Genomic DNA, 23,638 nt, shown 5'->3' with positions numbered 1-23,638 from the left:
ATTGATCGGGCTTGCCGTCAGCGGCTACCGGAAACCGCAGACGCTGCCGAATGATCGGTAGTCGGCGCGATTTCGGGTAGCCGCTGTTGCGGGCGCTGTGATGTCCTCTCGGTGCCCGGGAGGGGAGTCGAACCCCTACAGCCTTTCGGCCAGACGGGTTTGAGCCGTCCGCGTATACCATTCCGCCACCCGGGCTGATTTCAACCGGACCATTCTGGCACATCCTGGGCGAGGGCGCCATTCGGGTCCGCGAAAGGTCTCGTAGGGGCTGGTTGCAGCAAGTTCTGATCATGGACCTCTCGGAGATCCTCCCTAGTGCGATAGGCTCTGTAGCGCGCTGGGCGATGGCGCCGACCTCGGCTGCTCAGGCAAACACACGATGGATTGTCCGGCTCATCCCGGACCTGCGGATTTGAGGGATCACTGTGAGTGACAGCAAGAAGTCAGGTGCGGCGAAGGCTCCGCGCGTGCTGGTCGCCGAAGATGAGGCACTGATCCGTTTCGATCTTGTCGAACTGCTCAATGATGAGGGGTACGAGGTCGTCGGACAGGCCGGAGATGGCGAGACGGCGGTCCAACTGGCTCGTGAGCTTGAGCCAGATCTCGTCGTGATGGATGTCAAGATGCCCAAGATGAACGGCATTGCCGCGGCCGAGATCATCGCGTCCGAGCGGATTGCGCCGGTTGTCATGCTGACTGCCTTCAGCCAACGCGATCTGGTTGAGCAGGCCCGCGAGGCCGGGGCAATGGCTTATGTGGTCAAGCCCTTCGACGCGTCCGACGTGGTGCCGGCGATCGAGATCGCGATCGCCCGATTTGCGGAGATTCGGGCCCTGGACGATGAGATCGACGATCTCGAAGAGCGTCTCGCCTCCCGCAAGATCGTCGATCAGGCGAAGGGTTTGCTTCAGGAGAGCCTGGGGCTGACCGAGCCGGAGGCGTTCCGCTGGATTCAGAAGACTGCCATGGACCTGCGTAAGTCGATGCGTGAGGTTGCCGAAGGTGTCATCGATCACGCGAAGGCAAACCGCTCCTAAGAAGGTGCTTCGTCCGGACGCAGCATCGCGTTGATGGGCCAGCTTGGTCATGGTTGCCGCCGCTCGCCGAAAGAATAGGCTCGCTTGCCCGGCAACCATGACAAAGCTTCGAGTTCGCTTCGGCCAGGGATCGAGCGGTTCTTTGATCGGGGTGACGATCTCTGGTCCTCACCCGAGAATGCGGCAGCTCAGCCTGCCCGACGCGATCAGGCGCCTGTCATCGTCGGTGAGATCCACCCGGTAGATCGCGCTGCTCGCGCCCAGATGAAGTGCGGTCGCCACGCCGTGCACCCAACCCGACCGCACGCTGCGCAGATGGCTGACATTCAGCTCGGTGCCGACAGCCCGCCGAGCGGGTCCCGCGTGTTCGACCGCGCCGACCGATCCGAGTGTCTCCACGAGCGCTGCGGTGGCTCCGCCATGCCAGATGCCGTAGGGCTGGGTATTCCCGTCGACCGGGGCGCGTCCGCAGACTCGCTCAGCGCTGCGCTCGGTGATCACGATGCCGACCTTGGTGTCGAACGCGCTTTTCGAATTGGGGCCCAGGTCAGTCTCGGAATCGCTCATGGCCTCACTGTGACACATCGCGTCCCACGCCTGCGGGCGCTGCCCGGCGCTGGACGCTGAAACGTCGGTCGTGGCGGCTACAGTCGGACAGGTGAACTCTCCAGTGACCAGCGCTCAGCCCAAGGTGATGCTCATCGATGGCCATTCGATGGCCTATCGCGCCTACTACGCTCTGCCGGTGGAAAACTTTGTTACGGCGTCCGGGCAGCACACCAATGCGGTATTCGGGTTCACTTCGATGCTCATCAACATCCTTCGCGATGAGCGCCCGACTCACGTAGCGGTGGCCCTCGACGTTTCACGCACCACCTTCCGCACCGCTGAATACCCCGACTACAAGGCCACCCGTTCCAAGAGCCCGGACGAGTTCGCCGGCCAGGTGGCGCTGATCACCGAGGTGCTGGATGCGCTCAAGATCCCGCACCTATCGCTGGACGGCTATGAGGCCGACGACCTCATAGCGACCCTGAGTGCGCGGGCGGACGAACAGGGTTGGGAGAACATCGTCGTCACCGGGGATCGCGATTCCTTCCAGTTGGTCGACGCCAACACCACCGTGTTGTATCCGGTGCGCGGGGTCAGCGAACTCGCGCGGATGACCCCGGAGGCGATCGAGGCCAAGTACGGCGTCGCGCCCCAGCGCTATCCCGAGCTGGCGGCGCTGGTGGGAGAGACCAGCGACAACCTTCCCGGAGTGCCCGGAGTGGGGGTCAAGACGGCCGCGAAATGGCTGGCCAACTTCGACGGCTTGGAGAACCTGCTGGCGCGCGCCGAGCAGGTGCCAGGCAAGGCAGGCGCGTCCTTCAGGGAACACATCGACGATGTGCGTCGCAATCGTCGGCTGAACCGCCTGGTCAACGATCTGGAGCTCGTCCTTGGGTTACCTGATCTCGAACTGCACGGCTGGGACAGAGACGCCGTTCACCAGCTCTTCGACGCTCTGGAGTTCCGGGTGCTGCGAGATCGCCTGCTCGAGGCCTTTCCCGATGACCAGAACGCCGAGGAACAGTCCGGGTTCGCGCTGGCAGGTCAGCGGCTGGCCGCCGGGCAACTCGCGGCCTGGCTGGCCGAGCACGCACAAGGCGAGCTGACCGGGCTGGACGCTTCCGGGCACTGGGGCTCTGGCCGCGGCGAGCTCACCGCACTGGCGCTGGCGAGCGCGGACGGGGCAGCCTGCTGGTTCGATACCGCCGATCTGGAGGCTCCCGACGAGCAGGCGCTCGCGCACTGGCTCGCCGATCCTGCGTTCGGCAAGTCGATGCATGCGGCCAAGGGGCCGATGCTAGCCGCCTGGGAACAGGGTTGGCAGCTGAACGGGCTGGTCTGCGACACCGAGTTGGCTGCCTATCTGCTGCGTCCCGACCAGCGGAGCTACGACCTGGCCGATCTGTCGATCAGATATCTCAAACGCGAACTGCGGGTCGATCCTTCGGGCGAAGGCGCCACCGATCAACAGATGCTCGACTTCGGCGACGAGGTTGGCGACGACGAGTCCGAGGCCGCGATGCTGCGTGCACGAGCAGTCATCGATCTGACGGCGACAATGACCGCCGAACTCGACGGGCTCGGTCAGCTGCGCCTCCTTGATGATCTCGAGCTGCCGCTGCAGCGGATCCTGGCGCGTATGGAGCGCACCGGCATTGCGCTGGACTGCGATGTGCTCGACCAGCTGTACTCGCAATTCGATGCGCGTGTGCGCGCGGCCGAACAGGCCGCCTGGGACTCGGTGGATCAGCAGGTGAACCTGGGTTCCCCGAAGCAATTGCAGGCCGTCTTGTTCGACCAGCTCGACCTGCCGCGCACCAAGAAGATCAAGTCCGGTTTTACGACCGACGCCGAGGCGCTCGAGGGGTTGTATGCACGCACCGGACATCCGTTCCTCGAACACCTGCTTGCACACCGCGATGCCATCAGGCTGCGCCAGGCGACCGAGGGGCTGCGCAAGTCGGTGACCGACGACGGCCGTGTGCACACCACCTATTTGCAGACCATCGCTGCCACCGGACGCCTCAGCTCGGCCGACCCCAACCTGCAAAACATCCCGATCCGGACCGAGGAGGGCCGCCGGATTCGCTCCGCCTTCTGCGTCGGCGATGGATTTGAAGCCTTGATGAGCGCGGACTATTCGCAGATCGAGATGCGGGTGATGGCCGATGCTTCGGGTGACGAAGACCTCATCGAGGCCTTCCGCAGCGGCGTGGACTTCCACACCGTGACCGCTTCGAAGGTCTTCGGAGTGCCCGCCGGCTTGGTGACGCCCACCCAGCGGGCCAGCGTCAAGCAGATGAACTACGGGCTGGCCTATGGGTTGTCGGCCTACGGTCTGTCGACCCGGCTGGGAGTCTCGGTCCCGGAGGCGCGCGAGCTGATGGACGACTACTTCACGACCTTCGGGGGAGTGCGCGACTACCTCAACGACCTCGTCGCCCAGGCTCGCCGCACCGGATTCACCGAGACCTTGGCCGGTCGTCGGCGCTACCTGCCCGACCTGATCTCGTCCAATCGGCAGCGCAGAGAGATGGCCGAGCGGATGGCGCTCAACGCGCCCATCCAGGGATCGGCCGCCGACATCATCAAGATCGCCATGATCGGTTTGGACCAAGCGCTGATGACCAGCGGGCTGAAGTCGAGGGTGCTGTTGCAGATCCACGACGAACTGGTGCTGGAGATCGGTCCTGGCGAACGCGACGCGGTCACCGACCTGGTGCGCGAGAAGATGGCCGGAGCAGCAAGCCTGATGGTGCCGCTCGACGTGTCGATCGGCTACGGCGCGACCTGGCTGGACGCCGCACATTGAGACAATGGTCGGTCTAACCCCGGATCAGATCGCCGTAGTAGATCATCCGCCCCAGCGCTTCGCCGCTGGAGTCGTAGTCCGAGCAGACGATCAGCGCGAACTTCGGATCGCCGATCTGGTCGTAGAGGATGTCGGAGGTGTTGTCGTAGTCGGCCACCATCACGTGGGTGCTGCCGGAATAGCGATAGCACGCGGACGAACCGTCCGAACCGCTGATCATGACGACATCTCCGGGATTCAGCAGCCCGTTGTTGAGCTGATTGCCCAGCGCGCCGCCGTATCGGAAGGTATGGCTACTGAGCACGGCCTTGCCTACCGTGGAACCGATCAGGGGGCCCTGGTTGAACCAGGCGACCGTATACCCCGCGTTGTCGGGCGGTGTCGCGGGCGCGGCACCGGAGGCGTCCAGCCCCAGGCTGATCATTGGAAGCTCCATGCCGTGACCGATGAGCTTCACCCGGACAGGATCGGCGATCTGCACAGGCTCGGCCGGGCAACCCTCGGCCAGTGCATCCGTCGTTGTGCCGTCGGCATCCGTGGTCTGGTCGCCGTGGGTTCCGTTGCCGCCGGCCTCACCGGTCTGGGAGAGTCCCGGCAGCAGCGACTGGGACGTCCCGCCCTGCTCGATGAACCGGATCGCCACGATCGCGAAGACGGCGACGACGAAGAGCACAGCGATGATCGCTGGGATCCGGGTGTTGCGATGACGCATCTGGGGACGCTTTCCTGAGTCGAACTGGAGCTGCCTTCTTTGAAGCTATCAAACCTCCTGTCACAAGCCGAGTGACCATAGTCGTCATGGTCAGTCGAGCGGCCGAGACCGGTGACTGACCCAGATTGACCCCCCTTGTTGCGCGCGATTACTATTAAGGTGCATTGCGGTCTGTGCCGTCTCGGACCGAGTAGGTGGCGCGTGCAGCGAAGCTGCGTGGCCGTGGTGCATCCAATCGAACATATAACCCAGCAATCGGAGCCCTACTACATGACCTCCTCCACTGAGGCCTCGAACAAGGTCGCAATCGACGACATCGGCACGCCAGAAGCCTTCGAGGCCGCGGTCGATTCCACTATCAAATACTTCAACGACGGAGACATTGTCACTGGCACCGTCGTCAAAGTCGATCGCGACGAGGTCCTCCTCGACATCGGCTACAAGACTGAAGGCGTTATTCCTTCCAAGGAGCTGTCCATCAAGCACGACGTCGATCCTTTCGATGTCGTCAAGGTGGGTGACGAGGTCGAAGCCCTCGTCCAGCAGAAGGAGGACAAGGAAGGGCGCCTGATCCTGTCCAAGAAGCGCGCCCAGTACGAGCGCGCCTGGGGCACCATCGAGAAGATCAAGGAATCCGATGGTGTCGTCACCGGCTCCGTCATCGAGGTTGTCAAGGGCGGCCTGATCGTCGATATCGGCCTGCGTGGCTTCCTACCGGCTTCTCTGGTCGAGATGCGCCGTGTCCGCGACCTGCAGCCCTATGTGGGTCAGGAGCTTGAGGCCAAGATCATTGAGCTGGACAAGAACCGCAACAACGTTGTGCTGAGCCGTCGCGCATGGCTGGAGCAGACGCAGTCGGAGGTCCGTCAGTCGTTCCTGCATCAGCTGCAGAAGGGCCAGATCCGCAAGGGTGTTGTCTCGTCCATCGTCAACTTCGGTGCGTTCGTCGATCTTGGTGGTGTGGACGGTCTGGTACACGTTTCCGAGCTGAGCTGGAAGCACATCGATCACCCGAGCGAGGTCGTCGAGGTTGGCCAGCAGGTCACCGTCGAGGTCAAGGACGTCGAGCTCGACCGCGAGCGTGTCTCGCTGTCGCTGCGCGCCACCCAGGAAGATCCGTGGCAGACCTTCGCCCGCACCCACCAGATCGGTGAGATCGTGCCCGGCAAGGTCACCAAGCTTGTTCCGTTCGGCGCCTTCGTGCGCGTCGAGGACGGCATTGAGGGTCTGGTGCACGTCTCCGAACTGGCGGAGCGTCATGTGGAGATCCCGGAGCAGGTCGTCGCTGTGGGCGACGAGGTCATGGTCAAGATCATCGATATCGACCTGGAGCGCCGCCGCATCTCGCTGTCGCTCAAGCAGGCCAACCAGGGTGTCGACATCCAGGCCGAGGACTTCGATCCGTCGCTGTACGGCATGACCGCCAGCTACGACGACGCCGGCAACTACATCTACCCCGAGGGCTTCGATCCGGAGACCAACGAGTGGAAGCCGGGCTTCGAAGAGCAGCAGGCTGCTTGGGAGGCCCAGTACGCCGAGGCTCAGGCCCGTTGGCTGGCCTTGAAGAAGCAGGCTGCCGAGGCGGAGGAGTCGGCCGTGGCGGCAGCCCGCGCGGAGGCCACCGAGTACTCGTCCGAGACGAGTGCTCCGGCCGAAGGCTCGCTGGCCTCCGACGAGGCGCTGCAGGCGCTGCGCAATAAGCTGACCAGCGGCAACGAGTGATCGTGCACTGCTGATCATTGAGTGAATGGTGCGGCCCCGGACTGTGATGGTCCGGGGCCGTTTCTGTTGTTGTGCCGTTGACGTGGTGACGCGTTAGGCTCGGCTGCATGATCGCTGCTGGTGCCGACGACGGGATTGTCCTTGTTTGTGTCGGTGGTCTTTGCACTCCTGACGGTGTGATCCGGGTGACGGCCCGGTGAGCGTGCTCAGCGTCGCACTGACCGGCGGAATCGCGTCCGGAAAGACCGCTGTCGCGCGGATGCTGGCCGAGCGCGGTGCAATCATCGTCGACTCGGATCTGCTATCCAGACAAGTCGTGGAGCCGGGCACACCGGGGTTGGCGGCCATCGTCGATCGTTTCGGTCGGTCGGTGGTGGCGGCCGACGGTAGCCTTGACCGGCAGGTGCTCGGCGAGATCATTTTTGCCGACGGCCAGGCTCGCGCCGATCTCAACGACATCGTCCACCCCGAGGTGCGCCGCCGCCGTGCCGAGATGATCGCCTCGGCGCCGGACGGGTCGATCGTTGTTTCGGTCATCCCGCTGTTGGTCGAGAGCGGCCTGCAAGACGACTTCGATGGTGTCATCGTCGTCGACCTGCCCATCAGCACCCAGGTCGATCGTTTGAAAGCTCGCAACGGCTTGAACGATGACCAGGCGCGGGCCCGGGTGACGGCACAGGCGAGCGGCGATGAACGGCTTGCAGCGGCAGATTGGGTAATCGAGAACTCTGGATCGTACGACCAACTGCGAGCCCAGGTTGAGATGGTATGGGACGCTCTAACAACTAAGGTTATAGCCTTATAGTTACAAATATAAGGATGTGCCCTAAACTAGGGTCATGGTTTACGACGGAGTTCCGGTTGCCGTGGTCAATGTGGACCAGCAGGCCTCGCGCCGGAGTCCGGACCTGGTGCCGACCGCGTTGGCCGAGCTCAGCCGGGTGGATGGATTGTTGTTGGGGTTCGAGCGGACCGCGGGCGATGAGGTTCAGGGAGTCTGCGGCACGCCTTCGGCGGTGGTTGATCTGGTGCTACGGCTGACCCGGTTGGGCGGCTGGCGGATCGGTATCGGGATCGGGCCGGTCGAGATGCCGCTGCCGACGTCGACGCGGCAAGCCCGTGGTGCGGCGTACCTGGTGGCGCGGGAAGCCATCGAGACGAGGCGGACAGCGCAGTCGTTGCGGCTGATCAGCGCTTTGCAGGGCGAGGGCCACGGAGATGTCAGTGCTGCCACCTATGGTGGTTTGCAGGAGGCGGCCTGGTACTCCGAATCGGCGCTGATCGCGTTGCGGGCATTGGCCGGGCGCCGTACATCCGAGGGCTGGGAGGTGATCGAGTTGGCGACGAGAACAGGCACGCAACGCGAAGTTGCGCAGCAGTTGGGTATCACGCAGGCTGCCGTCTCGCAGCGGTTGACCGCGGCCGCTGTCGACGAAGTTGATCGCCTTCGGGAACTGGCAATCATCACTGTGGCAGCGGCGATGGAGTGGTCGCGATGAGTCCGGCCGTGCATCTGATCGCGCAGGTGGTCGTCGTGCTCGCCGCAGCAGCTGCGGCCGTCTGGCTCGGCGGGCGTGCGGTGACCTGGCTCTTCGGGAAGCTGACACCAGTCAACACGACAACGGATTTGGCCACACCTCAGATCGGGGACGATGTCTTGAGGGGAGGACAGTGGATCGGCCGGGTGGAGCGGCTCGCGGTCTTCGCCAGCGTCCTAGCAGGCTTTCCTGAAGGCATCGCGATAGCGCTGGCCATCAAGGGGATCGGGCGTTACCCTGAGCTGAAGACCGGTAGCAAGGCTGCTTCCGAGCGCTTCATCATCGGGACCTTCGTCAGTCTGATGGTCGCAGCCGGATTCGGTGGAGTGAGTCGCTGGGGGCTCCAGGTGATTTGAGTGCAGGTCGATCATTTGGCGAGCCGATGGGACGAGAGGTTCCCGCAGTTGGGCGGGCTGGGTGCCGAGCTGCTGGTGCGCTGGCAGGAGCCGCATCGCAGCTATCATGACCCTCGTCATCTGGCCGAGTGTCTGCATGCGCTGGATCAACTGAACGGTGGTCCCATCGAGGAGTTGGCACTGTGGTTCCACGACGCCGTGTATCAGGGGCGGCCTCGCAGCGACGAGCGTGCGTCTGCCCGGCTGGCTCGCCAACTGCTGGGAGATGAAGGCGAACGCGCTGGACTGGTTGACGAAGTAGCCAGATTGGTCCGGGTGACCGAACAGCATCGTCCTCCTCCGGGCGATCTGCGTGCGCAACGCGTTTCAGATGCAGACCTGGCGATCTTGGCTGCAGATGCCGATCGCTATCGCGCCTCGGTGGCCGACCTGCGCAGCGAGAACGCGGATCTGTCCGATGATCAATGGCGGCTGAGGAGGGTCAGGCAGTTGCGCGGCCTGCAGCGCCGAGGGCTGCTCTATCTCAGTCCCGGCGGACGTGCGTTGTGGCAGGAGAAGGCGGAGGCCAACATTGCGGCCGAACTACGGGGCCTGTTTCGGGACTGATCGCCACCAGCTGAGCGGCTCGGGCAGCGACGGCTCCGGAAATGTCAGTACCGCCGCCTAGCCTTGATGACATGCGCCCGGTAGAACAGATCACCCGTCGGCTGGCACCGTTCAAGGTGCACTCCGACTTCCAGCCTGCCGGTGATCAGCCGGCCGCAATAGACGAGCTTGAGCGCCGGCTGCAGGCCGGCGAGCAGGAAGTCATTCTGCTGGGTGCAACGGGCACCGGCAAGACCGCTACGATCGCCTGGCTGGCCGAGCGCTTGCAGCGTCCGATGCTGGTGATGCAGCCGAACAAGACATTGGCCGCGCAATATACCGCCGAACTTCGACAGTTCTTCCCGGAGAACGCGGTCGAGTACTTCGTCAGCTATTACGACTACTACCAACCTGAGGCCTACGTGCCGCAGACCGATACCTTCATCGAGAAGGATTCCAGTCTCAACGAGGAGGTCGAGAGGCTCCGCTATTCGGCCACTAATTCATTGCTGACCAGGCGCGATGTAATCGTCGTTGCGACCGTCTCGGCGATCTACGGCCTGGGCACGCCGCAGGAGTATGTCGACTCCATGCTCAGCCTGCATGTCGGCGACGAGATCGATCGCAACTCGCTGCTGCACAAGCTGGTCGAAATGCAGTATGTGCGCAACGATCTTGCGGGTACCCGAGGCACCTTCCGGGTGCGCGGCGACACGCTCGAGATCTTCCCGATGTATGAGTCGAATGCCGTGCGGGTGGAGTTGTTCGGCGACGAGATCGATGCGCTGTCGACGATGCATCCGGTCACCGGTGAACTGCTGAGCACCGACGATGAGATGTATGTCTTCCCGGCCTCGCATTATGTCGCCGGTCCGGAGCGGATGGAACGTGCCATCGGCAGTATTGAGCGAGAACTGGAGGTTCGTCTCAAAGAACTGGAATCGCAGAACAAGTTGCTGGAAGCGCAACGGCTGCAGATGCGCACGGGCTACGACATCGAGATGATGCGTCAGATCGGCACCTGCTCGGGCATCGAGAATTACTCGCGGCATATCGATGGACGCGAACCGGGGAGCGCCCCAAACTGCCTGCTCGACTACTTCCCGGAAGACTTCGTGCTGGTTGTCGATGAATCGCATGTCACCGTCCCGCAGATCGGGGGTATGTATGAGGGCGATATGAGTCGCAAGCGCACCCTGGTCGAGCATGGATTCCGGTTGCCCAGTGCGATGGACAACCGGCCGCTACGCTTCGAGGAGTTCACCGAGCGCATCGGTCAGACCGTCTACTCGTCCGCTACCCCCGGCCCCTATGAGATGGCCCGGAGCGAAGGTGTGGTCGAGCAGATCATTCGTCCGACCGGATTGGTGGACCCGGAGGTGATCGTCAAACCAACGAAGGGGCAGATCGACGATCTGCTGGGTGAGATCCGGCTTCGCGCCGAACGCAATGAGCGCGTGCTGGTCACCACATTGACCAAGAAGATGGCCGAAGACCTCACCGACTATCTGATGGAACGCGGCGTCCGCACCCGCTATCTACACTCGGAGGTCGACACGCTGCGTAGAGTCGAGTTGCTGCGCGAGCTGCGGCTGGGGGAGTACGACGTGCTCGTCGGCATCAACCTGCTGCGCGAAGGCCTCGACCTTCCGGAGGTCTCGCTGGTCGCAATTCTCGATGCAGACAAGGAGGGATTCCTGCGTTCCGCACGTTCGTTGATCCAGACCATCGGACGAGCCGCCCGCAATGTATCCGGTCAGGTGCACATGTACGCCGATCAGATGACGCCGTCGATGAGGAACGCGATCGACGAGACCAACCGCCGCCGGGCCAAGCAGGTTGCCTTCAACACCGAGCACGGCATTGACCCGCAGCCGCTGCGCAAGCGCATCGCCGATATCACCGACCTGATGGCCCGCGAGGATGCCGACACCGAATACTGGATGTCCAATGGGCCAGCCAGATCGAAGCGCGGCGGTGGCGCACCGGTAGTGGGCGATCAGCTGCGCGGGCTCGACACCGCGAACCTGCCAGCCGCCGAACTGGCCAACCTGATTCAGGAACTGACCGAGCAGATGCACCAGGCCGCTACGGAGCTTCAGTTCGAACTCGCCGCGCGGCTGCGCGACGAAGTTGCCGATCTCAAGAAGGAACTCCGTCAGATGGTGGAGGCCGGTCGTTGAGCCTCGCTGGCAGTGTCGGGGCCGACTATCACGATGGTGATCGCCGAGAGAATGCGAACTGTGGGCAACGAGTGGCAATGCCGGCATTCGGAGGTCTCCCGGGGACCTAGATGCTATAGTCATTTGGGCGACACCTAGGTGTTGTTGAGCATTTTATAAGTCCACATGGAGGTTGATACCCGCCCTGCAGGGAATCTCCGACGCCTCAGCCCCACCATCGAATGTCGTCGTTCGTATGATCTGGTCGATCAGTGGTGAGACCTCCAGATGTCCCTCTAATCGGAAGGTAACCCGATGCACGTAACACCGGTGGTATGGATTGTCACCTTGACTGTCCTGACCGCGGTACTGGCCTTCGATGTGCGGCACATGATGAAGAATCCGCATGAGCCGTCGATGAAGGAATGCGCGCTGGCCATCACGGGCTTTGTCTCGGCGGCGGTTCTCTTTGGTATCGGAATCGGCCTCTTCGCGCATCCGCTGCCCGAATCGGGCAAGACCAGTTGGCAATACGCGATCGAGTTCTTCTCGGGTTATCTGACTGAGTATTCGCTGTCGATCGACAATCTCTTCGTTTTCATCATCATTCTGGGCAGCATGGGGGTGCCCCGCAAGTATCAGCAGTTCGCGCTCATGTGTGGCATCATCTTGGCACTCGTATTCCGCGGCATCTTCATTCTCGCTGGTGCTGCGCTCATCGAGAGGTTCGCCTGGATCTTCTTCATCTTCGGCGCGTTCCTGCTGTACACCGGCATCAAGCTCGTGATCGACTACCGCAAACAGGGCGACGAGGAAGACACACACAACGAGGGCGACACCGCGCTGATGCGCTTCGTCAAGCGGGTTGTTCCGTCCACTCCGGAGTACCACGAGACGCACTTGTCGGTGAAAATCGACGGCAAGCGCCTGTTCACCCCGCTCTTCTTCGTGGTGGCCACGTTGGGCAGCGTCGATGTCATGTTCGCGCTGGACTCAATCCCGGCCATCTTCGGCCTGACCCAGGAGCCATATCTTGTCTTCACCGCGAACTTCTTCGCGCTGATGGGCCTGCGCCAGCTCTACTTCCTGCTCGGCAATCTGCTGGAGCGTCTGGTATACCTCTCGCTGGGCCTGGCATTCATTCTCTGCTTCATCGCCGTCAAGCTGGTGCTGCATGCCATGCACCATTACCACTGGGTCAGCTTCGAGGTTCCGACCTTGCTCTCGCTCCTGGTTATCGTCGTGACGATCGCCATCACCGCCGTGCTGTCGCTGATCAAGACCAAGAACGACGAAGACGACGCGCCGATCGAAGCCTGATTCCCAGTCGCGATCCGGTCGGACTGTTGCCGGTCGCCACCTTTCGGCGGCGCCGTCAGCAGCCCGCTTCTTCAGCTCGGCTCACCACCCGCGAGCACGCCAGTCGGCAAGATGCGGACGCTGCGTGCCGACCGTGGTCGAATCGCCGTGGCCGGGATGGATGAGCGTGTCGTCGTCGAAGCGGTCGAAGATCTCCGCAATCACACCGTCCAGCAACGAGGTGAATTGGGAGGCAGAAGCGGTCGCACCGATGCCGCCGGGGAAGAGCGAATCGCCGGTGAAGATATGCGAAGCAACCCCGGGATCGTCGGAGCGCAGCACCAACGCGATCGATCCGGGAGTGTGCCCGACCAGGCCGATCACATCGAGACCGATATCACCCGCCACGATCTGATCACCGCTCCATACAGCTGCCGAATGAACCGCGGTCTGATGCGCGATGGCGCCCTCATCAGGTGCCCCTGCCCACGCCTGAGCGCCGGTGTGGCGTACCACGTCGGCCAGGGCGCGCACATGGTCGTGATGCCGATGTGTGGTGATCACTGCTGCAAGCTTGCGGCCGCCGATCAACTCGATCAGCCGGGGAGCCTCGTCCGCGGCATCGATGAGGACCAGTGAGCTGCCTGTATCGAGCAGGTAGGCGTTGTTGTCCATGGTGCCTACGCTGACCTTCGTGCACCTGATGCCTGCGGCATCGAAGCCGACGGGGGTCGCTTCGGGGGAGACATGGAATAGCCCAGTCATCATTGCTCCTTGTGATCCGAACCGCTGTGCCGGTTCCGGCGATGACCTAGGTCTATCAGGCGAGTTTCGGCTGGGCGGGAAGATCGAGTGCTTCGGCGGCATTCAGGCGTCCGGTCAGCCAGCCCAGCAGCACTGCATCGGGACCGCTTATCACGGTCTCGGAGTTGCTGGCCCCCAGCGCAGCGGTGAAGCCGGAATCGGAAACCAGCCGGACGGCCATGCCATAGGGCGCTTGATAGGCCAGCACGGTCCACTCGAGCAGCCAGCGGGCAGTGGTCGGGTTGATCTGGGTGACATCGAAGCCGCAATCCAGGTCGACGTGGTGGATGATCACCTCGTAGAGACGGGCAAGCGGCAGTAGATCCGAGCGCAGGAAGCATCCGGGACTGAATTCGATTGTCAGCTGTCCGGGCACCGACTCCACGGCGTCGAAACGTCCGTTGAGGTTGCCAGCGCTGGTATCCAGGTCGATCTGTAGTTCGAGTCCGCTGCGCTCGGACCCCCGCTCGATGGCCAGATCGCGGTCCTCATCTGAGTCGTACATGAGACCACGGCGGCCGGTCAATACCGAGTCGACGGTACGGACGAAGGCCTCCGCATTGCGCGACAGGTGCGCGGCAACGTGTGCCCGCGTCCAACCCGGCAGCCGGGAGGGTTCCTGCCAGGCCCGTTCGCTCAACGCGATCGTGTCGCCGAGCAAGCGCTGAGTTGCCTCCAGTTTCACCTTGCGTACCACGGACCTCGGAGCAAAGGCGCTCAACGATTCCTGCTGTGCAAGGTCCCAAGCCACGCCATCACCCCGATTCGTCCCCTGGTTTTCGTGAGCAAGTCGATCATCTTTCAGCGTCGTTGTCCAGCTAGGCCGGATGCAAGGGCCTGGGGGATCTTGAGCTTGCGACGATTGCGGCGTGCGAAAAATGTCGGACCCGACGCATACGATGAACTGCGTGAAAGATCGACTCGTCATCTCGGGCGCCCGTGAGCACAACCTGCGCAATGTCTCGCTGAATCTACCGCGCGACGCGATGATCGTGTTCACCGGGCTGTCGGGCTCTGGCAAGTCATCACTGGCCTTCGACACGATCTTCGCCGAAGGTCAACGCCGCTATGTCGAGTCCTTGTCAGCCTATGCCAGGCAGTTCCTCGGCCAGATGGACAAGCCGCGGGTCGACTTCATCGAAGGCCTGTCGCCCGCGGTCGCCATCGATCAAAAATCGACGAGCCGCAATCCGCGGTCGACCGTCGGTACGGTCACCGAGATCTACGATTACCTGCGGCTGCTCTTCGCGCGCGTTGGGCATCCGCACTGTCTGGTCTGCGGCGCCCCGATCGACAAGCAGACACCCCAGCAGATCGTCGATCAGGTGCTCGCCCAGCCAGAGGACACCCGCTTCCAGGTGCTGGCCCCGATGGTGCGCGGTCGCAAGGGAGAATACGGAGAGCTCTTCCGCAACCTGAGTACCCAGGGCTATGCCCGAGTGCGGGTGGACGGCGAGATCCACCGGCTGACCGAGGTGCCGGCCCTCGACAAGCAGCGCAAGCACGATATCGATGTCGTGATCGACCGTGTCGCGGTCAAGCCATCGGCCAAGCAACGCATCACCGACTCGGTCGAGACCGCGCTCGGGCTCGCGGGCGGTCTGGTCATCCTTGACTTCGTCGATCTCGATGAGGACGACCCGGCTCGCCGGCGTAGCTACTCCGAGAACCTGGCCTGTCCCAATGGACACGACATTTCGCTCGACGAGATGGAACCGCGTCAGTTCTCCTTCAACAGCCCGTGGGGTGCCTGCCCCGAATGCACCGGTCTGGGCACCACCTTGGAAGTCGATCCCGACCTTGTGGTGCCGGATCAGCTGAAGAGCCTGGCGCAGGGCGCCATCGCGCCGTGGGCCAGCCCGATGGTCGCCGCGCATTATTCGCATGTCTTCGAATCGATGGCCGAGAAGTACGGATTTTCGGTCGACACACCTTGGGACGACCTCGAGGCTTCGGTACGTAAGTACATCCTGATGGGCGCCGAGGATCCGGTGCTGGTGCGCTATCGCAACCGCTTCGGGCGGGTCCGCAGCTACAGCCAGAAATATGAGGGTGTGCTGCCGCAGGTCCGCCGCCGCTACGACGAGGCCGAAACCGATGCGGCCCGCGATCGCTGGGGCGCCTACCTGCGTGAGATCCCCTGCGCGGCCTGCCGGGGCGCGCGACTCAAGCCATCCACGCTCGCGGTCACCGTCGCAGGCAAGAACATCGACCAGGTCTCCCGGCTGTCGATCGATCAGCTGGCCGATTTCCTCGCAGGTCTGACGCTCAGCGAACGCGAGCAGGCGATCGCCGGCCAGGTGCTGAAGGAGATCAGCCAGCGGCTGCGGTTCCTGCTCGATGTCGGCCTCGATTACCTCACTCTGTCGCGCGCCGCCGGGTCACTGTCCGGCGGAGAGGCGCAACGCATCCGGCTCGCTACTCAGATCGGGTCCGGGCTGACCGGCGTGCTCTACGTGCTCGACGAGCCGTCCATCGGGTTGCATCAGCGTGATAACCGGCGGCTCATCGAAACCCTGCTGAAGCTGCGCGATCTGGGCAACACGTTGATCGTTGTCGAACACGACGAGGACACCATTCGGGCGGCCGATCATGTGGTAGACATCGGTCCGGGCGCCGGCGAGCACGGCGGCAAGGTCGTGGTCAGCGGCTCCCTTAACGACCTGCTCGACAGCCGCGAATCCTTGACCGGTGCATATCTGGCTGGCCGGCGCGCCATCTCTTTGCCCCCGGTCCGTCGGCTGGGCAACGGCCAGGACCTCGTCGTGCACGGTGCGGTGGAGAACAATCTGAAGAACGTCACCGTTGGTTTTCCGTTGGGCCGTTTCATCGCGGTCACCGGTGTCTCCGGTTCCGGCAAGTCGTCCCTGGTGAATGCGATCCTCTATCGCTCATTGGCCAAGCAGCTCTACGGCGCGAAGGACGTGCCGGGCCGACACAAGGGCATCACTGGCGTCGCCTCGATCAACAAGGTGGTGCATGTCGACCAGTCGCCGATCGGACGGTCGCCGCGTTCCAATCCGGCCACCTACACCGGGGTTTTCGACAAGATCCGCACACTGTTCAGTCAGACTCCCGAATCCAAGGCGCGCGGATATCAGCCCGGCCGGTTCAGCTTCAACGTCAAGGGTGGACGCTGCGACAACTGCATGGGCGATGGCACCATCCGTATCGAGATGAACTTCCTGCCGGATGTCTACGTGCCCTGCGAGGTCTGTCACGGTGCCCGATACAACCGGGAGACCCTCGAGGTCCGATACAAGGGTAAGACGATCGCCGAGGTGCTCGACATGCCGATCGAGGAGGCCGCAGAGTTCTTCGCTCCGATCTCGGCCATCTCGCGGCATCTGAAGACGCTGGTCGAGGTGGGCCTCGGCTACGTACGGCTCGGGCAGCCGCGACCACGCTGTCGGGTGGCGAGGCGCAGCGGGTGAAGCTGGCCTCCGAACTTCAGCGACGCTCCACCGGCAGCACCGTCTACGTGCTCGACGAGCCGACCACAGGCCTCCACTTCGAGGACATTCGCAAGCTGCTCGATGTGCTCAATCGACTCGTCGATGGCGGCAACACCGTGGTGGTCATCGAACACAATCTTGATGTCATCAAGACCGCCGACTGGGTGATCGACATGGGCCCCGAAGGGGGTTTCCGTGGTGGTGAGGTGGTGGCCACCGGCACCCCGGAGGAGGTCGTCAAGATTCCCGAGTCGCATACCGGCCGTTTCCTCGCCGAAATCCTGCGCGGGCGCGAGGTGCCCGTGGCGCAGCCCGAGCCGGAGCCGCTGCTGGCGGCCGAACCGCCGGCCAAGGCGAAGCGGACCCGCAGGCCCAAGGACGCAGCAGGCACCGCCGGCGGCCGGTCGCCGGCGAAGCCTGCGGGTACGAGGGCAAACGCTGCCAGCGCGGGCAAGGCCACCAAGGCCAAGCAGCCCACGACCAACCGCACGCCGGCCGCCTGAGATGGCCGATCCAGCGAGTTATCGTCCGGCACCTGGATCGATTCCCACCGAACCAGGGGTCTATCGTTTCAGCGACCCGAATGGGCAGGTCATCTACGTCGGCAAGGCGATCAACCTGCGCAACCGGTTGAACTCCTACTTCGCTGACCCAGCGAGTCTGCACTTTCGCACCCAGACCATGGTGCGCACCGCCACCAAGGTCGAGTGGACGGTCGTGCAGAACGAGGTCGAGGCACTGCAACTCGAATACACCTGGATCAAGCAATACGACCCCCGCTTCAACATCAAGTACCGCGATGACAAGACCTACCCGTGGCTGTGCGTCACGTGGAGCGACGAATTCCCGAGGGTTTTCGTCGGCCGCGGGCCCAAACGCAAGGGCTACCGTTACTTCGGTCCGTTCGGGCAGGCGTGGGCAGTGCGCGAATCGGTCGACCTGCTGCTGCGCGTCTTCCCGATGCGCTCGTGCACCAACGGAGTCTTCCGCAACGCCCGGGCGTCCGGGCGGCCCTGCCTGCTCGGGCACATCGGCAAATGCGCGGCGCCCTGCGTGGGACGCGTGAGCGCCGAAGAGCACCGAGAGATCGCCGACGACTTCTGCGCGTTCTGGTCGGGCCAAAGCCGCGGGCTCGATCGCAAACTCACCAAGCAGATGGACGACGCGGCGGGTTCGATGGAGTATGAACGGGCCGCCGTGCTGCGCGATGCCCGTGAGGCTCTGCGCCAGGCAACCGAGAAGAGCGCCATCGTGCTTCCGGATGGCACCGATGCAGATGTCTTCGCGGTCGCCGCGGACCCGCTCGAAGTCGCGGTGCAGATCTTTCACATCCGCTCCGGCCGGGTGCGTGGTGAGCGCTGCTGGGTCGCCGACCGGGCCGACGAGACAGACCTTCCCGAGCTCATCGAGGGCTTCTGCTTCGGCTTCTACGCCGATAACCAGGGTTTGGAGACCCGCTCGGGAGGCACCATCCCGTCCGAGATCATCGTCCCGGTGGCGCCGTCTTCTGGCGGGGTGCTGGCCGATCTGCTGGGCGAGCAACGCGGTGCGAAGGTGAGCGTTCATGTGCCTCAGCGCGGAGCGAAGAAGACGCTGCTTGAGACGGTCACCCGCAACGCCGAGCAGGCACTGGCTCTGCACAAGACCAAGCGTGCGTCCGACCTCGCAACTCGCAGCGAGGCGATGGCTGAAGTCCAGGCCGCGCTCGGTATGACGGCGCCGCCGTTGCGCATCGAGGGCTTCGACATCAGCCATCTGCAAGGCACCGAAGTCGTCGGGTCGATGGTCGTCTTCGAAGACGGCATGGCCCGCAAGTCGCAGTACCGCCGGTTCGTCATCAAGAGCTTCGACGGCTCCAACGACATCGCCGCAATGGACGAGGTGCTGCGCCGCCGGTTCAATCGGCTGCTCGCAGACCGCGCCGAGATGGCCGAGGCCACCGTGGGCGGCGACGAGGGTCCCAGCCTGATCGATCCCACCACGGGCGCGCCGCGCAGATTCGCCTATGCGCCCGGGTTGGTGGTGGTCGATGGCGGCCTACCTCAGGTGAACGCCGCGCAGCAGGTACTCGACGATCTTGGTCTGAACGACGAGATCATGCTGATCGGTCTGGCCAAGCGGCTGGAGGAGGTCTGGATCCCCGGGGAGGATTTCCCGCTGATCCTGCCGCGTGCCTCCGAAGGCCTATACCTGCTGCAGCGGGTGCGTGACGAATCGCACCGGTTCGCGATCACCCACCACCGCGATCGACGGTCGAAGGCGATGGTCGAATCGGTTCTGGACGCGGTTCCCGGGCTGGGGGAGGTCCGGCGCAAGACGTTGCTCACTCATTTCAGCAGTCTGAAAAAACTGCGCGCGGCAAGCCTGGACGACCTGCTGGCGCTGCCCGGGTTCGGCGCCTCGACCGCTCAGGCAGTACGCGAAGCGCTGGCCCACGACGACGCCGGCGAGGCCATCAACACCGCGACCGGCGAGGTCACCGAGCTCGGCTGATCGCTCGCGTCCGCTCCGGGGGGTGCTCAGACAAGCAATAATGGGACTCGTGAGCGAGCCGCAGACATCCAACCATCCGGAATCCGTGTCCCCGCGCGTCGTCATCATTACCGGGATGTCAGGGGCGGGCCGGCGCACCGCCTCCCACGCAATGGAAGACCTGGGCTGGTTCGTGGTCGATAACCTGCCGCCGGGTCTGCTCTCCCAACTGGTCGAAACGGCGCGCCGCGGCGGCCAGAACCGGGTCGCGGTGGGCCTGGATGTCCGCTCCCGCGAGATGTTCGATCAACTTCCGCGCAGCCTGGCTCAGCTTGAGGTTCAGGGCATTCGTTGCGAGATCTGCTATCTCGAAGCCAGCGACGAGGCGATCGTGCGCCGTCAGGAGTCCTCACGCAGGCCACTGCCGCTGCAGGGCGGCGGCAGCATCATCCAGGCCGTAGCGAAGGAACGGCGGATGCTGCGCAACCTGCGTGCCGATGCCGACGTGGTGATCGATACCTCGACTCTCAATGTGCATCAGCTTGCTCACCGCGTCGGGCACATCTATGGCACCGGCGACGATCAGGCCACCCGATTCCAGATCATGAGCTTCGGCTTCAAGAACGGGTTGCCCGTCGACGCGGACATGGTCTTTGATGTGCGCTTCCTGCCCAATCCGCATTGGGTGCCGCATCTTCGTCCGCAGACCGGGCTCGCGCGTGAAGTCAGCGACTACGTGCTGTCGCAGCCGGGCGCAGCCGAGTTCCTCGATCAGCTGGTGAGCCTGATCGATATCATCGGTCCCGGCTACTTCCGCGAAGGTAAACGTCAGGCGACCATTGCTATCGGCTGCACCGGTGGCAAGCACCGCAGCACCGCCATGAGCGAGGCTTTCGCGGCGCGGTTGCGAGCCAAGGGGGTGCAGGTCAGCGTCCTTCACCGTGATTTGGGGCGGGAATGACGTCGCCCAAGGTGATCGCCCTGGGTGGCGGACACGGGCTGTCGACGTCGCTACAGGCCTTGCGGCAGATCACCGATCAGCTGGTGGCCGTGGTGACGGTCGCCGACAACGGCGGATCCTCAGGCCGGTTACGTCGTGAATTGGGTGGGCTGCCACCTGGCGATCTGCGGATGGCCCTGGCCGCGTTGTGCGGAGATGATCCGCTCGGACGGCAATGGGCCAAGGTGCTGCAGTCGCGCTTTCACAGCGCGGGTCCCTTGAACGGCCATGCGATCGGCAATCTGCTGATCGAAGGCATCTGGCAGCAGCTGGACGCAGTACAGGGCCTCGACATGGTCGCCGGACTGCTCAACGTGTGCGGGCGGGTGCTGCCGATGTCGTTGGAACCTCTGACCATCGAAGCCGATGTGATCGGCGCCGATCCGCAGCATCCCGACGAGCCGTCGGTGGTCACCGGCCAGCACGAGGTGGCAGTCACTCGCGGCGATGTCGTGGCGGTTCGCCTGGTGCCTATGAACCCGACGGCCTGCCCGGAGGCGATCACCTCGATGCGGGAGGCCGATTTCATCGTGCTGGGACCTGGATCGTGGTTCACGTCGGTGCTGCCGCATCTGCTGGTGCCCGAGTTGGCCGACGCACTGGTCGACTCGCCGGCTCGTCGGGTGCTCACCCTGAACATCGAACGGGACGACGAGACGAAGGGAATCGATCCCGCCCAGCACCTGGAGGTTCTGGCCGAGCATGCTCCGCGGCTGCGGTTCGACACTGTGCTGGTCGATGTCAGCTTCGGCGCAGATGACCGAAATTTGAGGACCTTCGCTAGGGTTCTCGGTGCCGAGCTGGTGGTGGCCGATCTGCGTTGCCGGGATGGCTCGGCCAGGCATGACCCGCAGCGGCTGGCACGCGCCTTTCGTCAGGTGATGAATAGCTGACATGTCTGCTCGCGGTCGGGTTCGTCCGGCTCACCAATTTTGATCAGGCGATTGTGGAAGGATGCCAGAGTGGCGTTGACGCAGCAGGTGAAATCGGAGTTGGCGACCGTGCGTGCGCAGAAGCCGGAAACCCGCGCCGCCGAACTGGCCACCATGCTGCGATTCTCGGGCGGCCTGCATGTGGTGAGCGGGCACATCGTCATCGAGGCCGAACTTGACAGCGGCGCCGCCGCGCGTCGCCTGCGACAGACCATCACAGACCTCTTCGGTTACGACTGCGAGGTGTTGGTCCTCAACAGTTCCGGCATCCACCGCAGTACCCGCTACGTGCTCCGGTTGACCCGCCACGGCGAAGCACTGGCACGCCAGACCGGCCTGATCGATGCCCGTGGACACCCCGCTCGCGGATTGCCCGCTCAGCTGGTGGGTGCTGGGATCAACGAGCAGGTCGCGATCTGGCGCGGTGCCTTCTTGGCGCGCGGTTCGCTGACCGAGCCCGGGCGTTCGATGGCTCTTGAGATCACCTGTCCCAGCTCTGAGGCAGCGCTGGCACTGGTCGGTTCGGCCAGGAGGCTCGACATCGTGGCCAAGGCACGCGAGGTGCGTCAGGTCGATCGGGTTGTCGTCCGCGACGGGGACGCTATCGCCGCGCTGCTCACCCGGATGGGAGCCCACGCCTCGGTGCTGGCCTGGGAGGAGAGCCGGGTTCGTCGCGAGGTCCGAGCCTCGGCCACCCGACTGGCGAACTTTGACGACGCCAACCTGCGTCGCTCGGCACGGGCTGCGGTGGCGGCGGGCGTGCGCGTGGAGCGGGCACTGGAAATCCTCGGAGACGACGTGCCCGATCATCTGCGCCAGGCCGGTCTGCTGCGCCTGTCACACAAGCAGGCGAGCCTCGAAGAACTCGGCCAGCTGCACGATCCGCCACTGACCAAGGACGCCATCGCCGGGCGCATCCGGCGGTTGCTCGCGATGGCCGACAAGACGGCCGTCGAACAGGACATCCCATCGACCCATGCGGCGCTGACCCCCGAGATGCTCGAGGACGAGTGATCCTCGCATTATCGTTGAAGCAGCTTGCCTCCAGCGGTTACGCCAGGGGCTGACGTTGGGTACGATAGTGGCGACCATTCAGTCTGAAATAGTGCCCCGGCACAGTATCTCTAAAGGAGATCACATCTATGACCGTCAAGGTTGGCATCAATGGCTTTGGCCGAATCGGCCGCAATTTCTTCCGTGCGCTTCTCGAGCAGGAGGCGGATCTGGATGTCGTGGCCGTCAATGACCTGACCGACAACAAGACCCTCGCCCACCTGCTGAAGTACGACTCGCTGCTCGGACGCTTCCCCGGCAAGGTCTCGTACGACGACGAAGGCATCGTTGTCGACGGCAAGCACATCAAGGTCCTCGCCGAGCGCGACCCCGCGAACCTGCCCTGGGGTGACTTGGGTGTCGAGATCGTCGTCGAGTCCACCGGTTTCTTCACCGATGGCACCAAGGCCAAGGCCCACATCGATGGCGGCGCCAAGAAGGTCGTCATCTCCGCTCCCGCCAAGAATGTTGACGCCACCTTCGTCATCGGCGTCAATGACGGCGACTATGACAGCGCCAAGCACAACATCATCTCGAACGCGTCCTGCACCACCAACTGCCTGGCCCCGATGGCCAAGGTGCTCAACGACGAGTTCGGCATCGAGCGCGGCATCATGACCACCATCCACTCCTACACCGGTGACCAGCGCCTGCTCGACGCCCCGCATAGCGATCTGCGTCGCGCCCGCGCAGCTGCCCTCAACATGATCCCCACCAAGACCGGTGCCGCCCAGGCTGTTGCTCTGGTGATCCCGGAACTCAAGGGCAAGTTCGACGGTCTGGCCGTGCGCGTGCCGACTCCCACCGGCTCGCTGACCGACCTCACCTTCGAGGCTTCCAAGGAGGTCACCGTTGAGGCCGTCAACGCGGCCATCAAGAAGGCGGCCGAGGGTCCGATGAAGGGCATCCTGGTCTACACCGAGGATCCGATCGTTTCGACCGATATCCAAGGCGACCCGGCTTCCAGCGTGTTCGACTCCTCCGAGACGAAGGTCATCGGCAAGCTGGTCAAGGTGCTGTCTTGGTACGACAACGAGTGGGGCTACTCCAACCGCTTGGTTGACCTCACCGAACTGGTTGCCGACAAGCTCTGATCGGGCTCTGCAAGCTCTAGGTCGTGAATTCGCGGGGGGTGTGTCGGCAGTCT

18 protein-coding genes, 1 tRNA gene and 1 pseudogene are annotated in these 23,638 nt (G+C 63.7%); 15 read left to right on the top strand and 5 right to left on the bottom strand.

Features of this window, described 5'->3' with window-relative positions; translation table 11 throughout:
* Window positions 1–112: 112 nt before the first annotated feature.
* Window positions 113–195, bottom strand: a tRNA-Leu gene (locus AAFP05_RS11185).
* Window positions 196–425: 230 nt separating this feature from the next.
* Here AAFP05_RS11185 and AAFP05_RS11180 point away from each other — a divergent pair.
* Window positions 426–1,037, top strand: a complete 612-nt coding sequence (locus AAFP05_RS11180) for a response regulator (protein ID WP_341729936.1) — start codon at window positions 426–428, stop codon at window positions 1,035–1,037.
* Window positions 1,038–1,205: 168 nt separating this feature from the next.
* Here the strand turns inward: AAFP05_RS11180 and AAFP05_RS11175 are convergent, their stop codons facing one another.
* Window positions 1,206–1,604, bottom strand: coding sequence for a PaaI family thioesterase (locus tag AAFP05_RS11175; RefSeq protein WP_341729935.1), 399 nt, complete (start codon window positions 1,602–1,604; stop codon window positions 1,206–1,208).
* 127 nt (window positions 1,605–1,731) lie between these two features.
* Between AAFP05_RS11175 and polA the strand changes: the two genes are divergently transcribed.
* On the top strand, window positions 1,732–4,401 hold the full coding sequence (gene polA, locus AAFP05_RS11170; protein WP_341729986.1) for a DNA polymerase I: 2,670 nt from the start codon (window positions 1,732–1,734) through the stop codon (window positions 4,399–4,401).
* A 13-nt stretch (window positions 4,402–4,414) separates the two neighbouring features.
* Here polA and AAFP05_RS11165 read toward each other — a convergent pair whose 3' ends face one another.
* Window positions 4,415–5,113 (bottom strand): class F sortase, encoded by a 699-nt coding sequence (locus tag AAFP05_RS11165; RefSeq protein ID WP_341729934.1) that lies wholly within the window; start codon window positions 5,111–5,113, stop codon window positions 4,415–4,417.
* Between the two features lie 270 nt (window positions 5,114–5,383).
* Between AAFP05_RS11165 and rpsA the strand changes: the two genes are divergently transcribed.
* The 7 genes from rpsA to AAFP05_RS11130 all read left to right on the top strand — a co-directional run bounded on the left by rpsA (window position 5,384) and on the right by AAFP05_RS11130 (window position 12,796).
* Window positions 5,384–6,835, top strand: coding sequence for a 30S ribosomal protein S1 (rpsA, locus tag AAFP05_RS11160; RefSeq protein ID WP_341729933.1), 1,452 nt, complete (start codon window positions 5,384–5,386; stop codon window positions 6,833–6,835).
* Window positions 6,836–7,031: 196 nt separating this feature from the next.
* Window positions 7,032–7,640 (top strand): dephospho-CoA kinase, encoded by a 609-nt coding sequence (coaE, locus tag AAFP05_RS11155; protein ID WP_341729932.1) that lies wholly within the window; start codon window positions 7,032–7,034, stop codon window positions 7,638–7,640.
* A gap of 34 nt (window positions 7,641–7,674) precedes the next feature.
* The gene (locus AAFP05_RS11150; RefSeq protein WP_341729931.1) at window positions 7,675–8,334 is read left to right on the top strand and encodes a hypothetical protein; all 660 of its coding nucleotides are present in this window, start codon (window positions 7,675–7,677) and stop codon (window positions 8,332–8,334) included.
* Window positions 8,331–8,729, top strand: coding sequence for a hypothetical protein (locus tag AAFP05_RS11145; RefSeq protein ID WP_341729930.1), 399 nt, complete (start codon window positions 8,331–8,333; stop codon window positions 8,727–8,729). The genes AAFP05_RS11150 and AAFP05_RS11145 overlap by 4 nt, the downstream gene beginning before the upstream one ends.
* Complete coding sequence (locus AAFP05_RS11140) at window positions 8,730–9,335, top strand: hypothetical protein (RefSeq protein ID WP_341729929.1); 606 nt, start codon at window positions 8,730–8,732, stop codon at window positions 9,333–9,335. It abuts the gene before it with no gap.
* 71 nt (window positions 9,336–9,406) lie between these two features.
* The gene (gene uvrB, locus AAFP05_RS11135) at window positions 9,407–11,497 is read left to right on the top strand and encodes an excinuclease ABC subunit UvrB (RefSeq protein ID WP_341729928.1); all 2,091 of its coding nucleotides are present in this window, start codon (window positions 9,407–9,409) and stop codon (window positions 11,495–11,497) included.
* 294 nt (window positions 11,498–11,791) lie between these two features.
* Entirely contained in the window at window positions 11,792–12,796 is a 1,005-nt protein-coding gene (locus tag AAFP05_RS11130) for a TerC family protein (protein ID WP_341729927.1), read from the top strand.
* A gap of 81 nt (window positions 12,797–12,877) precedes the next feature.
* On the opposite strand, the gene AAFP05_RS11125 is transcribed toward AAFP05_RS11130, so the two are convergent.
* Window positions 12,878–13,540, bottom strand: a complete 663-nt coding sequence (locus AAFP05_RS11125; protein WP_341729926.1) for an MBL fold metallo-hydrolase — start codon at window positions 13,538–13,540, stop codon at window positions 12,878–12,880.
* Window positions 13,541–13,595: 55 nt separating this feature from the next.
* Window positions 13,596–14,330 carry a maleylpyruvate isomerase family mycothiol-dependent enzyme gene (locus tag AAFP05_RS11120; RefSeq protein WP_341729925.1) on the bottom strand — a complete coding sequence of 245 codons (735 nt, stop codon included), beginning with the start codon at window positions 14,328–14,330 and terminating at the stop codon, window positions 13,596–13,598.
* A 148-nt stretch (window positions 14,331–14,478) separates the two neighbouring features.
* On the opposite strand from AAFP05_RS11120, the pseudogene uvrA reads away from it, so the two are divergent.
* The 6 genes and pseudogenes from uvrA to gap all read left to right on the top strand — a co-directional run bounded on the left by uvrA (window position 14,479) and on the right by gap (window position 23,585).
* Window positions 14,479–17,537: pseudogene (gene uvrA / locus AAFP05_RS11115) on the top strand (excinuclease ABC subunit UvrA).
* A gap of 1 nt (window position 17,538) precedes the next feature.
* Complete coding sequence (gene uvrC / locus AAFP05_RS11110; RefSeq protein ID WP_341729924.1) at window positions 17,539–19,527, top strand: excinuclease ABC subunit UvrC; 1,989 nt, start codon at window positions 17,539–17,541, stop codon at window positions 19,525–19,527.
* A gap of 49 nt (window positions 19,528–19,576) precedes the next feature.
* A complete protein-coding gene (gene rapZ / locus AAFP05_RS11105) occupies window positions 19,577–20,467 on the top strand; it encodes an RNase adapter RapZ (protein ID WP_341729923.1) in 891 nt (296 codons plus the stop codon).
* The gene (yvcK, locus tag AAFP05_RS11100) at window positions 20,464–21,399 is read left to right on the top strand and encodes a uridine diphosphate-N-acetylglucosamine-binding protein YvcK (protein ID WP_341729922.1); all 936 of its coding nucleotides are present in this window, start codon (window positions 20,464–20,466) and stop codon (window positions 21,397–21,399) included. The genes rapZ and yvcK overlap by 4 nt, the downstream gene beginning before the upstream one ends.
* Window positions 21,400–21,468: 69 nt before the next feature.
* A complete protein-coding gene (gene whiA / locus AAFP05_RS11095; RefSeq protein WP_341729921.1) occupies window positions 21,469–22,452 on the top strand; it encodes a DNA-binding protein WhiA in 984 nt (327 codons plus the stop codon).
* 128 nt (window positions 22,453–22,580) lie between these two features.
* Window positions 22,581–23,585 (top strand): type I glyceraldehyde-3-phosphate dehydrogenase, encoded by a 1,005-nt coding sequence (gap, locus tag AAFP05_RS11090; RefSeq protein ID WP_341729920.1) that lies wholly within the window; start codon window positions 22,581–22,583, stop codon window positions 23,583–23,585.
* Window positions 23,586–23,638 lie beyond the last annotated feature (53 nt).

It is taken from the genome of Brooklawnia sp., assembly GCF_032229645.1.
Taxonomy (GTDB): domain Bacteria; phylum Actinomycetota; class Actinomycetes; order Propionibacteriales; family Propionibacteriaceae; genus Brooklawnia.
This window is presented reverse-complemented; position numbering and strand designations above follow the sequence as displayed.

What these genes read in the sequence shown, in the direction of transcription:
- AAFP05_RS11150 (WP_341729931.1), top strand. Translation starts at nt 7,675, where the DNA reads ATGGTTTACGACGGAGTTCCGGTTGCCGTGGTCAATGTGGACCAGCAG.
- rpsA (WP_341729933.1), top strand. Translation starts at nt 5,384, where the DNA reads ATGACCTCCTCCACTGAGGCCTCGAACAAGGTCGCAATCGACGACATC.
- gap (WP_341729920.1), top strand. Translation starts at nt 22,581, where the DNA reads ATGACCGTCAAGGTTGGCATCAATGGCTTTGGCCGAATCGGCCGCAAT.
- polA (WP_341729986.1), top strand. Translation starts at nt 1,732, where the DNA reads ATGCTCATCGATGGCCATTCGATGGCCTATCGCGCCTACTACGCTCTG.
- AAFP05_RS11125 (WP_341729926.1), bottom strand. Translation starts at nt 13,540, where the DNA reads ATGACTGGGCTATTCCATGTCTCCCCCGAAGCGACCCCCGTCGGCTTC.
- AAFP05_RS11130 (WP_341729927.1), top strand. Translation starts at nt 11,792, where the DNA reads ATGCACGTAACACCGGTGGTATGGATTGTCACCTTGACTGTCCTGACC.
- uvrB (WP_341729928.1), top strand. Translation starts at nt 9,407, where the DNA reads ATGCGCCCGGTAGAACAGATCACCCGTCGGCTGGCACCGTTCAAGGTG.
- yvcK (WP_341729922.1), top strand. Translation starts at nt 20,464, where the DNA reads ATGACGTCGCCCAAGGTGATCGCCCTGGGTGGCGGACACGGGCTGTCG.
- AAFP05_RS11165 (WP_341729934.1), bottom strand. Translation starts at nt 5,113, where the DNA reads ATGCGTCATCGCAACACCCGGATCCCAGCGATCATCGCTGTGCTCTTC.
- AAFP05_RS11175 (WP_341729935.1), bottom strand. Translation starts at nt 1,604, where the DNA reads ATGAGCGATTCCGAGACTGACCTGGGCCCCAATTCGAAAAGCGCGTTC.
- uvrC (WP_341729924.1), top strand. Translation starts at nt 17,539, where the DNA reads ATGGCCGATCCAGCGAGTTATCGTCCGGCACCTGGATCGATTCCCACC.
- AAFP05_RS11145 (WP_341729930.1), top strand. Translation starts at nt 8,331, where the DNA reads ATGAGTCCGGCCGTGCATCTGATCGCGCAGGTGGTCGTCGTGCTCGCC.